Source organism: Pirellulaceae bacterium, from assembly GCA_019636385.1.
Taxonomy (GTDB): Bacteria; Planctomycetota; Planctomycetia; order Pirellulales; family Pirellulaceae; genus Aureliella.
The window spans coordinates 139264-155013 of the sequence record JAHBXT010000001.1 but is presented as its reverse complement, the minus strand read 5'-3'; the positions used below and the strand labels follow the sequence as shown (position 1 = coordinate 155013).

The following is a 15750-nucleotide window of genomic DNA, read 5'->3' as shown; positions in this document are numbered from 1 at the left end:
AACTGTGTCGGCATTCATTTGGGTTTGAACGCGAAACATGCCAGGGGGTGATGGTACAATCGCGTTACACGACAGGCTCAATTCGCGATTGCACCAACCGTGCACCGGTGCGTTAGGCGATCTACTCCTGGCGAGCGTTGCTGCCGGTCAACGCCAAGTGGCGCGTTGAGCGCACTGAGATGGTTGCATTTCGCCGGCCTGGATCCATAGTCGATATTTCAGCCGCAACGGTTTGTCCGGCGTAAGGTCGTATTCAAAGTAATCGCCAAAACGTCCGTAATCGCGCTCGCTGCCACGAGTCGGTCCTGGATTGTCCGGGTGATTGATGCGCAGCACCGTGTAACGCTGGTCGCTCACCACAAAGCTCATCGCATTCCACGGTAGATTTTCGGTAATTGGATCGGGTCGCTTGGCATCCCAATTTCGAGTTTCGCCCAATTTGCCGCGACCATCGGGACGTAGGTAGTAGGTCTGCTGGGAGTTGTGCATAGCGACATCTTGATGGGCTCGAAAGTGAAATCCAGCGTGCTGCGGATCACCGTCCAGCCGTACTTTTTCGAGTTTTGTCGTCAGCTCGGTCGACCAGTCGATCTGCGTACCACCTACTGAATTGTAGACGACGACGGTTCGTCGTTCTTCGGCGAACTGCTGTCCGTCCGTGCCGAACCAACCGATCACGGCTGTGTGCGTAGCCGAGTTCTCCGAAGTGGACATGTCTTCCAATCGTAGACAGGTACTGTGTACACCGTCTTTGCCGTGCCAAATGTCGGCCTGCTGTCCACCGTACGCTATGCGATTGAATCCAAAAAACAGCCCCCGATGATGCGGATACAGGAACTGTTTGGTGTTGGGATGCGCACCGCCAGTCAATAGCTGTGTCCCGGTCAGCGGATCAAACACATGATGAAACGGCTTAAACGTTTCGTAGTGTGCTTCGGGCGACGAGCCATCGCGTGGCTTGAGCATAAACCTGACGACCGGTCGATCGCCTGCGAGAATATCAAGGTATTCGCCTGGCTGCTCGTGCATTTGCATCATTCCGTTGGCAGGTTGTGCGATCACTGGATTACGCAACGTACCAACTCCCTCCAGTTCAACTTCGCACACATCGCCCGGCTGGATCGGCGAAGTTTCGCCAGGAGTTCCCGTAAAGATCAAATCGCCCGGCTGCAACGTAACGTACTGACTGATGTAGCTGACCGTCTTGGGAATGCTGTGGATCAACGAGGACGTACGGTCATCTTGTTTGATTTGCCCATTTACCTTCATTTGCAAACGCAAGTTGCCATAGTCGATACCGGTAGCGATTACCGGACCAACTGGTCCAAACGTATCGGCACCCTTGGCGCGCCACCACTGGATATCTTTGTGCTGTGGGTCGTTCTGCCAGAACCGTTCGCTGACGTCATTACCCGCCGTGACGCCGAACACATAATCCATGGCTTCCGCCTCCGACACGCGACTGCACCTTTTTCCGATTACTATCACCAGCTCGGCTTCAAAATGCACATCGCTGGAATCCGCTGGCAGCACGATGTTTTGTCCTTGCCCCACGACGCAGGAAGGGCTCTTGTAGAACGGCTGCACGACCTGAAACTTGGGGGGAATTTCCTCTGCGTTTAAGTGGCTACGGTAATTTCCTGCCAGAGCCAGGATTTGGCTGGGCTGAGTGGGCGGCAGCAGATGCACCTGGTCCAGGGCAAACCGCTGGTCTGTCAAGCGAAAGTCGCCGAATAAGTCGCCGTCAATCTGTTGGACTTGATCGCCGACTACCAAGCCATAGGCGACCAAGTTGCCGTGCTGAAAACGCGCGTACTGAGTCGGCTGGGCGGCCACTGTCAGGTGCGTGATCGACAATCCGCATACGATCTCTGCAGCGCAAAAAATAATCCGTCTCATGGATGGTGGTGCTCCGGTAAGGTTTTCTCAATATTGATTGTCAGTTCGACGGGCCAGCGAAACATAGCAGTTGTCCGTTTTCCAGCGTTACGAAGATGTTGCTCCCTGCGTCGATAGCCAGACCCGATTTTACTGCGTCAGCGGGCAAAGGGTGGCTCCATAGGCGCTGGCCAGTCGCAAAGTCGATGGCCATCAGTTGTGACTGATTCTGCTGGGCTTCGGTGTGACCGCAGGCGATCAAGGCGTTGCTGCAGATGGCAACGGCAGTTAGCCTTGTGCGCTGCGTGTCTTGCCAGATGTGCGCTGGCGGCGCATCCTTGCCACGACGACGCAGGTATTCGCCGGCCAAGTCCTTTTTCGACTTGCCATATACGCCTAACTGGCGCTCAGGTTCCAGCGCTAGCGGGTCGAATTCGCTGCCATCATAGTTGGCTCCAAACGATAATACGCGACCGTCAGGCAACGCGTGTTCCAATGACACAAATCGGTTATAGAACGGATACCAAGCGTAAAATGCCGTCCGGAACTGCGAAGAAAGCTCATGCCGAGGCTCATTCAGGCATTGGAGGGTCTGCAAGTCGTAACGCGCCAACTCGTAGATACCTCCACCAGCGAATTGAAGCTGCCCGTCCACGATCGACAATTCACCTTGTAAGCTGACGCCGCTTTCGACATGCTCGGACAAACGTCCCGACGTGTCATTTGCCGCCAGCGGCCGACCGCTGAGCGCATCCAGTGCCACGACGAAGGTGCCATCGTAGTGGGTAATTCCCGCTGCCGCGTAGACTCGGTCACCTTGAACAACAACGCCCCCAGCCACTGGCCAGCGAGAGACCAATTTGCCAAACACGCTGATGCGACGATCTTCGGGCGCGACACGATAAGACCACAGTGGCTGGCCACTGGCCGCATCTAAACAGTAGACCTTGCCATCGGCCGAGCCAATGTACAACCTGCCATGGGCAATACACGGAGGATAATAGATGGCCCCTCCGGTGTACGTGGTCCATTGAGACTGGCCAGTGCGATCCCAGGCGCGCACGGCGCCGCTACGATCGGCGACGAATACCAGGCCACCGGCGGCTACCGGTGCTGTAGGAAGGTCATATCCGATGACTTGCTGCGACCATTGTTTGCCGACTTGCTTTGGAGCCTCAACCATCGTGCGGTTTGATCGATCAATGCTGCCTTGATATGTCGTCCAGTCGCCGGGCTGGACGGCCAATAATTGCGATGGCGCGGTTGCGTGATGAGCTAGCGACTGTGCGGCCTGCTCCAGATTACGCTGCGTTTCACGGGGTTGGTCGGTGGGCCGCAATCCGATATTGCCGTACAGCGACAATTCGCAACCACACATCCACGGCCCCCAGTACAGATGTCCGTTGGAAACCAGCACGCCATCCTGGCACGGAGGTCGCATCGGAGCGATATGTCTGGGCGATACGCTAGTGGTCTCTGTCGCCGCCATGATGCGCACTGTACCGCCATGGGCTCGGAAGAAGATGCTGTCGGCACATCCGGTGGCTCGCGTGCAGGCGCGCCGGGCCGGCAGACTGGCGATTTCAGCCCCTGACTTGTAGTCCAACAACATGCCGCGAGTATTCTGTGGACCGGCGGCATAAATCGCTTCGGGCCGCAGGACCAACTGCAAATTGCCAACATCGTTAGTCCACAACAGCCGTCCATCCTCGGTCGAGGCAACGACCATGCGCTGACGCTGGGGACCGGCGAAGAACAGTTGACCTTGATTGCACTTGAGATAGGTGGTGGTGGCGTAGCCCGTTACGTAATGCTGAGCTTTTTCGTTGGGGCCAATGGCCTCCAGCAGTTCCTGATCGCGATTGGTCCACAGCGGCTGACCGGTCACGGCGTCGATGCAAATCAAAAATCGTTCGGGGCTGTAAGCATAAATCCGCTTACCGGTCATACACATGCCGCGCGCATCCAGGAAGTCGTCGGCGCGGTAATGCCACAGCAATTTGCCGCTTCGGCGATCCAGGGCCACCAGCGTTCGCCCATGGCCAAACGCTGTGCGCGGGTCGTTGTAGTCGTGGCCATCCCACATGCCCCACGGCCAATGTCCGATACCCGGGCGATCTGAGCGAATGGTACGAATCTCGACTTCGTGATTCCCCACCAAGGCGTACAGGGTATCATCCTGCATCGCCATCCACTTCCAGACCGGTCCGTCGGTCAGCTCGGCAGGCACCGAAAACTGCTGACGCACCTGACCGGTAATCGCATCGAAGACCTTGCATGATTCGTGGTCGCCCATGTACAGAGCATCGGCTGCGGCGATCATTGTGTTGCGATGGATCATGAATCCGGGCGGCAGTTCGTTTCGCCAAAGAATTGAACCATTGTAGGCGTTGATGCACAGCAGCGTGTTCAGCATTTCATTCTGGTTGGCTTTATGAGCGATGTTGCCCATCGCCTTGTAAATCCGACCGCCGGCCACCACGCTCTGTTCGGGCATGGGGCTGAACTGCGGATAGCCGATAAATTGTGTTTGAAACTCGCCGCGCACCAACTGGTCGTTGGACTGCGTATTGTTGTCTGGACCGTGGAAGGGGTGGCTCCAGTCGTCCATGCCCGGTGGTGGTGGTTTGACCAGCTGGCGGTCGCCGATTATTGCTTTTCCATGAGGTCGCAGTATGCGCAGCACTTCTTGCTGCACCGCCTGGCCCTCCCCGGCGCTGCCAACATAGACCGCATCGGCCAGGTTATGCGACAGTGGAATGTTCATGGCTGTGCCCTGATCCACGAACACACTCTTTCCCAACAGCGCGGCCTGCTCGGCCGCATGCCGAACGCTACCAGCAATCTGCGGCTGACTGGATTGAAAGTAGACAGTCAACTTGTGCTCACGAGCCAGCTCCAGCACCGTTTGCGGAGCCAGATCATTGACTTCGACGACAGCCACAATACCTGTTTGATCTGGAATCAGATCGGCAATTTGCTTCCCGATCTTGGACAGGTCAGCCGCCGCAGTCGACGACGTTTGGGAGCAGGCAACGGTTAAGCCGATGGCAATCGCGACCGCGCGCCAACATGTGCACCAGTGAGTCATGGCAGTTACCCCAATGTCTTAAATGGTTTGGTAGTTACTCTCGATAAAGAGTGAGGTCGCAGCCCGTCCACGGTCTAGGCGATCGAAGCTACTCTCGCCAGAGAGTGGAATGTAGCATGTTCGCGGTCTCGGCGACCGTAGCTGCGCTATCCAGCAGGCGTGAGGCGAAAACACCATCTTGACAGGTTTGCAGGCCATTGTCAAAAGGCCCTGCCCGTGTAGTGCCAGTCGCCGGATCGGCGATTACAATCTGACTGAAGAACAAAAGTGGATCATTGTAAGCTAACGCGGTGCCGTATGAAGATTGCCTGGCGATGGGGTGTTGGAAGCTGGTTGCTGGCCGTAGGGCTGTGGTGCGTTGCCGCGACGGGCCGAGCCGACCTGCAGATCGCAGTGAGCTGGGAATTGATCACAAATTTTACCGAAGTCCCCGAGGCCTTCGAAGCGCGGTTGGTGCTGGACAATCGCGGTCAACAGGAACTGGGCGATACGGGTTGGTACTTGTACTTCAACATGGCCCCGCGACGACTCGTGCCGCATCGGCAGCCGCAGGTAGCCAAAATTAAGCATCTGAACGGTGATTGGTATCGGCTGGAACCCGAACCTGGATTCCGCCTAGAGCCCGGTCAGTCGATCGAGGTGCGGTATATGGGCATCGAGCCCGTGATCAAAGAGGCCGATGCACCGCTGGGATTGTATTTCGCAATTCACCAGGACAGTGATGCCAATGTCGCGCCCAGAATCGAGCGCGTTGACGACTATCGCATTCTACCGTTTACGCGTCGCGAACAACGCTTGCGCGGGCCCAATGACCTGACGCCGGTCGCCAGCCCTCAGCAGCGCTACCAAGATAATCGGAGTTTATATCAACTGGCGGCAGGTGAACTGCCGCTGATTGTTCCAACGCCCAACTCGATTCAGCGCGGCCAGGGCGACGTAAAGCTGACGTCTGAATGGAACATCCGTTACGATACCGCACTGGAGTCTACTGCGCAGTATTTGGTCAAGCTACTGGAAGATCGCTTTGCGGTGAAGTGTCGTGCACAGGCGGCCGCTGCCAACGACGTAGTGGCAGGGCCCACGATTGACTTGTCGCTCAGTTCAGACGGGTTGGACTTCAATGATCGCGAAGCATATCAAGTGCAGATCGACGAGCGCGCTATTCGCTTGGTGGGCAGCGATGCAGCCGGAGTGTTCTATGCGATACAAAGTCTGATCGCGCTGGCTCCGCTAAGCGACTGCCAGCGACCGAGTGGATCCGTCAAGCTGCCGCAGGTACAGATTCAGGATGAGCCTAGATTTGGATATCGCGGGTTGCATGTAGATGTCAGTCGCAATTTTCAGTCCCTGGAGACTATTCAGAGAATCATTGACGTCATTGCATTCTACAAGCTCAATCGTTTACTGTTGTATACAACCGAGGACGAAGGCTGGCGACTGGAGATACCGGGTTTGCCAGAACTGACCAGCATTGGAGCGGAGCGGAAGCACACATCGGCGGTTGAACAACCGGTTCTGCATCCAGCCTATGGTTCGGGGCCTGATGCCTATGCCGCTGGGACTCACGGCAGCGGCTTCTATACGCGCCAGCAATTCATCGACTTGCTGCGTTACGCCGCGCAACGACACGTCAAGATTATCCCCGAAGTCAATTTTCCAGCACATGCGCGAGCTGCGATCAAAGCCATGGAAGCACGGTATCAGCGACTGATGAACGCTGGCCAAGTGGCAGCGGCCGAAGAGTATCGACTGGTTGATCCACAGGATACGTCAGAATACTTGTCGGCGCAGTCCTATACCGACAACGTAGTTTCTGTGGCTCGCGATTCGACCTACCGCTTCTACAGCAAGGTGCTTGATGAACTTGAGTTGATGTATGCTGAGGCTGGCCTGACGTTGGACGAAATCCACACTGGCGGCGACGAAGTGGCCGAGGGTGCCTGGACCGGATCCCCGTTGGCACAGCGTTTATTGGCTGAACATCCAGAGGTCGACGGTGCCAGCAATCTGCACACCTATTTCTTTCAGCGATTGGTGAGCGACTTGGAACGCCGCAATGTGCGTGCATTGGGTTGGGAAGAGGTGTTTCAGCGAAAAGATGCTGCGGGCAAGGCCGAGCCAAATCCGCAGTTCGTCGGCCGCAATGTAGTAGCCTATATTTGGAACAACCTGTTTGACTACGACTTGGGATATCGCCTGGCCAATGCGGGCTATCGAGTGGTTTTGTGCAACGTCTCCAATTTTTATTTTGACTTGGCCTATGATAACGATCCACAGGAGCCTGGATTGTATTGGGCTGGGTTTGTCGGCGAACGTGATGCGTGGACCTTTGCGCCTTTTAATTACTTGACTACGACTTTCAAGACCGCGCTGGGGCAGCCTATCGACCAGCCGCAGGTAATCGCCCAGTCGCAGCCGCTACTGCCAGAGGCACGCCAGAATATTTTGGGGGTTCAAGCGCAATTGTGGAGCGAGACGATCAAAGGCCGGGAGATGATCGAGTACTACATGCTGCCCAAGTTGATTGGGTTTGCCGAGAGCGCCTGGGCGGCCGAGAGACATTGGGAAAATATGGCCGACATTGGTCAACGGCAGGCCGCCATGGCCGAAGGCTGGAACCGCATGGCCAACGCCATCGCGCAGCGCGAGCTGCCGCGGTTGGCCTATACCAATGGTGGTTACAACTACCGCCTGCCACCCCCCGGAGCCTATATCGAGCACGGCAAATTGTTTGCCAATAGCGCGCTGCCGGGGCTGGAAATCCGCTACACCACGGACGGCACGCAACCAACCGCCCAGTCGTCGCTCTATCGCGAGCCAATATCGTTTGACAGCGTTTGGCGTTCAAATGCCGCTTTCGCAGTACAGCTTAGAACATTTGACGCCGCTGGCCGCGGTTCTCGAATCGTGGAAATTCAACCGTCCTCTTCTCGCTGACGTAGCCAGTACTCTGAAGACTGGCATGCTCGTTTAACGCAACAAGAATTCTCGAAGTTGTGCGTAGGCGACGTTGGGGTTGTAGAGAACAGGAATCAGCGTGGTGGCCAGGAGGGACATGCCGATTGCTAGCAGTAGCCAACCGGTGCGAGTTGGAGTGGCTGTCGCCTGTTGTCCGCAGCGCACCAAAGCGCGTTCAAGTCTAATCCAATCCATGACATTGTTGAAACCACCGATTGGACTGGCCACATAGATGCCCGGTGTGATGGCTGACTCGGCGGCCAGTTGCAACCCGGATTGCGGCAGTAGGAGTGCAGCTCCATGCCACGCTGCTTGCTCATCAATCTGCTGGGCGGCTTGCAGCAGCAACTGGTGAAACTGCTGACGCGTCACGCCGTATGCTATCAATCGAGGTTTGTTCCAAACCAAGATCAATAGCAGCAGCATAAAATAGAATCCGAACATCAATATCCACACCCAGCCGGGCCAGCGCACCGCCGCAAATTCCGGAAAGAACAACTGCATGGGACCAATAGCTATCAAGCCAGAGCAGGCAATTCCTAAAGTTAACGATTCGCGTCCGCCGCTTGTAATGAGGGGGCGGCGGCGCAGCCGCAATCCACCGATTAACATGAGATAAATGGCAATCGGTAAGCCTGCAATCGTCCACTCAATCCAGGTGGTCATAGTCTTTGGTACAGTTGAGTGAGCATTGTCTTGGTTGAGGACAGAATATTGTACCCGTTGGAGCGAAACGCTGTATCAGCCGTTGGGGGCAGACGCGCGGTCTAACCATATTGTATTTGGGCGAACTCTGTCACTATCTGCTTGGGTTAGGTCCTTCAGAACAGCTTGCGCCAGCCCGGCTTGTGCCCCCATCGCGTCGGGGGACAGTCACAGTCAAATATTGCAGTCAAATCAAAATTTGGCAATCTGTGCCGGTCAGTCAAAGTTTTCGGGGGCGGCTGACGATAACTGAGGTGTCACTGAGATACAGGCGAAAGAAATTTGCTTGTTGGCAGTTGACAGGGGGGTTCGAAAAGCAAGATTCCGTCGCTCGAGCGGCAAGCGAATCTGGAGGTTGCCTCGTGGGTGCCTGCGGATCGTTAGTGCCATGGCGACAGACTTGGTAGGAACCTCGCCGCGATGAGCCGCCAAACAACTCGCTGGGTCGCCATAGTTCAGATCATATTGATCTTCTTCACTGGCTGTCACCCAATACAACCGTTCTATGCACGGAATAATCCTTCGCTGGCCAATTATTTGGACCAAGCGATGAGTATCGAGTATGCGGATGCGCACGTAGAAAGTCTACCGGAAGCAACGCACTCTCTGTTGCCTCATACGCATGACAACATGCCCACCGAATTCCACGATTGGTCGTTGGAAGATTGTATCTCAATCGCCTTGCAAAATACCAAGATGATTCGCGCGGTATCGGGCTCGAATCTGCAAAGCGGCAGTATCGCCGCAGCCCTGTTGAGTGCTCAGCCCGGACAGCTACCTAGTGTGTATGATGCAGCCTTGGTCGCCAACGTCGGCAATACACAGCCCTTGGTCGTGGATAGCCAAGGCACGCGTATTGCCTCGCGAGGTTCGGTGCGTGCTAACCAAGTAGGTGGTGTGGAGCATGCGCTCAGCGAGTTCGATACACAGTTTTCGACGGTACTGGGCTACAACACCACCGACCGACCGCGCAACGTAGGGCAGGGTAACGTTTTCAATCCCCAATTCTTCACAGCCACCGACTCTAATTTCCAAGCTGCACTTTCCAAGCGAATGGCCACCGGTACGGTTGCTACGGCGCGGATGACCACGGTTTACTCACGAAACAATATTCCGGCATCTGGAAATTTACCCGGCTCAACCAATTTTGGCCGTTCGGTACCCAGTGATTATACGGCAGCCTTGGAAGTCCAGCTCAATCAACCGTTGATGCGTGGACGTGGTACGTTAGTCAATCGCATACCTGTTGTGCTGGCACGAATCAACGAAGATATCGCGCTACATCAATTTGAGGCTAACGTCCGCAATTTGATGCGCGATGTTGAGCACGCATATTGGGATCTGTACATGGGCTATCGTGCTGTGGAAGCCGCTCGAACCGCTCGTGACAGTGCACTAGATCTTTGGCGAGTCGCTGAAAAGCGGGCTACATCCAGCGATACCGGACCCGCCGCGGTTGCGCAGGCAGCCGGTCGTTACTCGCAATTCCAAGCTCAGTTAAACATCTCCATCAATGGCTCTCCCGTACCTGGTAATGATCCATTGGGTCTGGTGGGTCGTGAGCGCGTGTTGCGTGAGAAGATGGGACTGGCTCCCACGGACGGTCCATTCATTCGACCCAGCGAAGAACCGACCTTGGCACGGGTGGCCTTTGATTGGGAAGCGGTCAAGGCCGAGGGGCTGGTACGCAACACCGAGTTGCGCACTCAAAAATGGTCGATCAAGCAGCGCGAACTGGAAGTGATCTCAGCCAAGAACCAGATTCTGCCTCAATTGGATTTGGTGGGTACGTATCGATGGTTGGGCGTAGGTGATGAATTAATTGCTGCCGATCGCAGCGGAATCCGTTTCCCCAATCCCGGGTCCAACGCCTTTGAAGAGATGACCACCGGAGATTATCAGGAAGTCGGTGCCAGGTTGGAGTTCACACCCGCCCCCATCGGCAGCCGTCGAGAGAAGCTGAACATTCTGGCGAGTCAAATGCAGCTCAAGAAGTCGCACGAAGAGTTGCGTACCAAAGAGTTGATGATGATGCACCAGCTTGAATCGGCCTGGGTCAATGTAGCGTCAACACACACCTCGATGGTGAATTTTTTCGATCAGTTGCGCGAGAACCAGAAGGAAATCGATATCTATCACGAACAGTTGTCGTCCGATTCCGGGGACATGAGCCAACTGTTAGATGCGCTGCTGCGAGCTGAAGAAATCAAAGCCCGCGCACAACTGCAGTACTTTCAGTCGATCGTCGAATACAACAAGTCGATCGTCAATATCCACTACCTCAAGGGATCGCTGTTTGATCTGAACAACGTTACGCTAGGCGAAGGCGCGTGGGTCGACAAGGCTTACTGGGATGCCGAGCAGCGATCGCTGGAGCGGGCCGGTGGAGTGTACTTCGACTACGGATATACACGCCCAGCAGTGGTCAGCCAGGGACCGGTTGACACGGGCAGCATCACGGAAGGCAACGTCAGCGAGTCGCGTAGCTACCCGGGAGCCGCCTCCGGCATGCAGCGCACGCCGGAGGGTCAGCCCGAAGAAGTTCCGAGCAAGCCAAACGGCAAGCAAAATAGTGAAGAGCTGGAGCTCGCAGTTCCCATGCCGCCAACCGCAAGGCACAGCCTCAACAACACGCCCCGCTCGGCCAGTATCGTCAAGCCAAACGCTACTCGATCCGCAACGGTCAAGCAAGCATCCGCCACAGCGGCAGTTCAAGTAGCCAAGGATGATCGATTGGCACAGCCGGACGCTGACCAGCAATCTACTTTCGCTCAGCCCAGAATCAATCAGCGTCGCCAACCATCGCGCTAACCTGCCGACCCTTAGAGTTCATAATTCAGCATGACGGTGTGAATGAGTGCTGGGGGGCACTTCACCGAGGCCGAGGGCTGTTGTTTAAGACAGCAGCCCTCGGCCTAGTTTTTTTGACACGTTACGTGAACGGCGCTTGAAGCAAGCCACCATCGCCCGGCGGTGGAAACCCAACGAGCCCACCGCGAGAGCCGCAGCTGCGAACTGGCCGCACGTCCTAGGCGACGAAAAGTAGATCTCAGGTGCGTCGCGGTGCTGCGCTATCTTGCTGAGCAACTCTCATTAAGCGCCAGGTGCCAGATAGACCCGCAGTCGCCGAAAAGCCATGAAACCGCTGCGCTGATACATGGCGATGGCTGGGCTATTGCGCACATCGACTGCCAAGGCAAGACTGGTCGCACCACATGCTCGCGAAACTTCTAGAGCACGCTGAACCAGCAATTTTCCCAGTCCTTTTCCACGCGCGGCAGGAACGAGGCCCGTATACAACAATTCAACCAATCCGTCGCGGTGGGGACACAGCAGTAGGCACCCGATGGGTTGCTGGCCATCCCACAGCACCTCCCAAAGGCGTGATGCTCGAAATCTACGATCTACCAAGAACGATGCCAACACATTTCGATCACTCCGCAGCCCGTTCAGTTCGGGACAGTCCAGCGTGTTGTGGAATGTTTGGCCAAGCAATTGTGCAAACCGCCGACTGCTCAATCGACTTGCCGGTGACCAGCGATGCTGAGAGAACTCAATCGACGAAGGCGCTGGTTCCGTAAGTGAACTCCACGAATAGCACAATTGATCGACGCAGGTTGGCGACCAAAACTTGGCAGCGCTCAACATGTGATGGCTGGCTGCGTCATCACAGTCGATGGCGGCCTGGACGAGCATCGTCGGTTGCAATTCGTATAATTGCCGGACCAAGGCTGTGAGACACCAGCTACCTAACGGCTCGTGATTACTCAGCGCCCGTACCGCTCCCAGAATCGCCAGCCCTCCTGGCAGGCCACTAAAATAGCCCCCTGCCAACCGCTGACCTGCCTGGCAAACTTCAACGGGCGGTGGCAGAGGAGCAATGCGCTGCCGCAGCAGATATTCAGTGCGTATCGTCTGCAAGTCGTCGGCATCGGCGTGGGGATGCACCCAGACGAAGAAATCATCGAGCCCCTTCTGAGCTACCGTTTGTAGTTCGAGTTCGTTCGTGTTACCAACTGTCACGGCGAAGGCTCGTCTCGGAAGTTGCGTATTTCAAACGGAAGTCATCCTCGCATCATATTAGTTGCGACAGACGGTGATGCACCGTATAGAATATACGATTGTAACAGCGCTTGTCTGCGCGCGTCGCTTACGGGTTCTGCGAATAACGGAGATTTAGAAGTGAAGTTACTGGTGACCAAGAACAACGTCGCATGGAGCGTAGGCGGCTTGCGCAACGGGCGGTGGATGTTGTCATGGCTTGCAGTGTTGGTGGCGTGGAGTATGAGCTCCGCAACTAGTGCACAGAACCTTGATGCACTATCGCAGCTACTGAAAGCAGATTCTGCGTCCAACGAAGTTGGGGACGGGCAACCACAGAGCACTGCCGACCAGCAAGCTGTTGCTGGTGAACAAACTTCGGAGTCGAATCCAGTAAGCGGCGAAAGTGCTCGCGCCGAGGTTCGGGAAAAATCATCGACTGCTCAGACGCCACGGGTATATCTAGGATTGCAGGCCGAAGCAGTGTCTGGTGGTGGTGTGGGAGTGCGCGTGTCTGGTGTAACGCGTGATTCACCAGCATGGAAGGCGGGATTTGAAGTGGACGATCGAATACTAGGAATCAACGGGTTTGCCATTGAGAATATCGCGGCCATGGCTGGGCGACTGAGTATGACTCAACCCGGTCAGGCTGCCACGTTTCTAGTGAACCGCGCCGGACGCAGCCTGGAATTGACTGCCGTTCTGGTCAATGCTGAAGTGGGACGGCAACTGGCTCGCGACGCTGAGCAGCCGACCAGCACGACCGCCTGGGTCGGTTTGGTTTTGCACGACTTGACTGAATCGTTTCGCGCACAATTTGGAGTTGCCGCTTATCGCGGGGCGGCCGTCACGCAGGTCAGCCCAGACTCGCCCGCAGGGCGCGCCGGTCTACAGGCTGGGGACGCAGTTGTCGAAGTAGGTGGCTTAGCCATCGAAACAGCCAACGACTTTCAGAATTGGTTGGATGGTTCGCGACCTGGCGATCGGACAACGATTGTCGTCTATCGTGGTGTAACTCGAATGAGTCGCGAGTTGATTTTAGGCAGTCCGCCGCAGCCACAACCGACACCGCTACCGCGCCGCCTGTCTGCTAGACCTTTAGGCAGTCCGACAAAGTCAAGCAAGGCTGCTAAGGCTACATCTCCCACAGAGGTTGCCCCAGCAACTAGCGACCTATTGCCTGCGCCAATCGCCGCCACCATTTCGACTGCAGAACCCCAAACGCCGGGGCCGCCTAGCGATGCATTCTCGCCGCGCGAACTGGAAATGCAGGCGGAGATAGACCGACTGCAGAAGGAATTGGCGTCCGTGCATGCGAAACTTGCAGAAACCCGCCAGCAACTGGACAGCATCTTGCGTTCGTTACGAGATTGAGCCAGATGGATAGACTGTTTGAAGGGCGGTTGGTCAGTTCGGCCGTTTCCAACCGGCGGATAAGCAAACATGCCACTGAAACATGCTGTAGAATAGCCAGGGCGATTTGCAGCTTCTTCCGAAAAATGGTATCAATGTGCTGGCCGATGAGTCGCTATACAAAATAGAAACGCCGCCGATGCAGCCTCAACATGTACCTCACCACCATGCGTTCAGCTCCTGGACGCCGCTGATGCCCGAGGGGCTGGTGTGCCGGTCGCGTCGGAATATGCTCAAAGCCAGCTTGGCAGGCGTCGCAGGTCTTTCGCTACCTCACTTGCTGGCGCAGCGCGCCTCGGCGGCGTCAGCTAGCAGGGCTTCCAACAAGAGCCTGATTTTGCTGTGGATGACCGGTGGCCCCAGCCATATTGATACTTGGGACCCCAAGCCACTGCGACCGGTGGAGAATCGAGGGCCGTTTGGCGTCATTTCAACGAAGTTGCCAGGTGTACAGATTTGCGAGCACCTGCCGTTGCAAGCCGCGATGATGGATCGGCTGACGCTGATTCGTTCGGTGGATGCGCGATTCAGCAACCATGAGCCGAACATGGTCTTTCAAACGGCAAATTTGGATGCTGAACCACGGGTCAACGCCGAGGCATCCACCTATCCGGCCATCGCCTCGATCGTGGCCAAACACCATGGTGCGAACCAGCCTGGTATGCCGCCTTATGTGGGGTTTTATCGCTCGAATTCGCATATCGCATTTGCGGGCGCGCTCGGGCAGCAGTACGGACCGTTCCAAGGTAATCAGGCGGCTCGATTACCGATTTATGATCAGGTTGGAAAAGATTCGGGGCGTGTCAGTGGAGGAGAGCTATTTCAGCCCGTCGGTGGACTGGATTTTCAACGTATGTCCGATCGACGACAATTGTTGGGTGACTTAGATTCGCTTCGCCGTGAATTGGACAATATCGGGACGATGCAAGCGATGGATGCCTATCACCAACAAGCAATCGACATGTTGGTGGGCCAGCGGGCTCGACAGGCCTTTGACCTGTCGCTCGAACCAGCCGACGTGCGCCAGCAGTATGGCCAGCATTTGTGGTGCCAACAAGCTCTGCTGGCTCGGCGTTTGGTGGAAGCCGGTGTGTCTTTTGTAACATTGGACCTCAGTTACCATACCGCCAGTGGAACGTGGGATACTCACGGCGACAACATTCCGCCCTATGGCGGCATATCAAAAGGTCTGAAGCCACTGCTGCCGTTGTTTGACCACTTGTTTACGACATTGGTCAACGATTTGGAGCGTCGTGGGCGACTGGAAGACGTATTGATCATTGCGATGGGCGAGTTCGGGCGGACGCCGCAGATCGGAACGCAACAGAGCACAGACGGGCGCGATCATTGGCCACAAGTTATGTCGATGATGATGGCCGGCGGTGGCTTGCGGCATGGTCAGGTGATTGGAGCCACGGAGGCTGACGGCGGTAGCATCAAACATCGCCCGGTAACGCCCGGCGATCTGGCTTCAACAATCTATCGTTACTTTGGCGTTCCCCTGGAGACTCAATACCTGGATCATCGTGGTCGCCCGCGCAACATCGTTGACCAGGGAATGCCCATTGCGGAGCTGTTCTGATGTAGGTTACTCAAGCTACGGCAGAGTATTTCGTGCAATTGTCCTGATTTCCATTGTTACCGTAGAGTGCGAGTCCAGCGCG

General features: G+C 56.0%; 8 protein-coding genes. 4 read left to right on the top strand and 4 right to left on the bottom strand.

Translation table 11 applies throughout. The annotated features are described in order from the left end of the window. Window positions 1-147 precede the first annotated feature (147 nt). Together KF752_00595 and KF752_00590 are read right to left on the bottom strand one after the other, a co-directional pair. Complete coding sequence (locus KF752_00595; GenBank protein ID MBX3420030.1) at window positions 148-1899, bottom strand: fumarylacetoacetate hydrolase family protein; 1752 nt, start codon at window positions 1897-1899, stop codon at window positions 148-150. A 40-nt stretch (window positions 1900-1939) separates the two neighbouring features. Beyond that, window positions 1940-4969 (bottom strand): PQQ-binding-like beta-propeller repeat protein, encoded by a 3030-nt coding sequence (locus tag KF752_00590; GenBank protein ID MBX3420029.1) that lies wholly within the window; start codon window positions 4967-4969, stop codon window positions 1940-1942. A 297-nt stretch (window positions 4970-5266) separates the two neighbouring features. Between KF752_00590 and KF752_00585 the strand changes: the two genes are divergently transcribed. Continuing rightward, the gene (locus tag KF752_00585) at window positions 5267-7906 is read left to right on the top strand and encodes a carbohydate-binding domain-containing protein (protein MBX3420028.1); all 2640 of its coding nucleotides are present in this window, start codon (window positions 5267-5269) and stop codon (window positions 7904-7906) included. A gap of 33 nt (window positions 7907-7939) precedes the next feature. Here KF752_00585 and KF752_00580 read toward each other — a convergent pair whose 3' ends face one another. Next, window positions 7940-8593 (bottom strand): hypothetical protein, encoded by a 654-nt coding sequence (locus tag KF752_00580; protein MBX3420027.1) that lies wholly within the window; start codon window positions 8591-8593, stop codon window positions 7940-7942. 459 nt (window positions 8594-9052) lie between these two features. On the opposite strand from KF752_00580, the gene KF752_00575 reads away from it, so the two are divergent. After that, on the top strand, window positions 9053-11443 hold the full coding sequence (locus tag KF752_00575; GenBank protein MBX3420026.1) for a TolC family protein: 2391 nt from the start codon (window positions 9053-9055) through the stop codon (window positions 11441-11443). Window positions 11444-11725: 282 nt separating this feature from the next. Here the strand turns inward: KF752_00575 and KF752_00570 are convergent, their stop codons facing one another. Further along, entirely contained in the window at window positions 11726-12655 is a 930-nt protein-coding gene (locus tag KF752_00570; protein MBX3420025.1) for a GNAT family N-acetyltransferase, read from the bottom strand. A gap of 159 nt (window positions 12656-12814) precedes the next feature. Between KF752_00570 and KF752_00565 the strand changes: the two genes are divergently transcribed. After that, complete coding sequence (locus KF752_00565) at window positions 12815-14047, top strand: PDZ domain-containing protein (protein MBX3420024.1); 1233 nt, start codon at window positions 12815-12817, stop codon at window positions 14045-14047. A gap of 178 nt (window positions 14048-14225) precedes the next feature. Next, a complete protein-coding gene (locus KF752_00560) occupies window positions 14226-15668 on the top strand; it encodes a DUF1501 domain-containing protein (protein MBX3420023.1) in 1443 nt (480 codons plus the stop codon). Window positions 15669-15750: the final 82 nt, after the last annotated feature.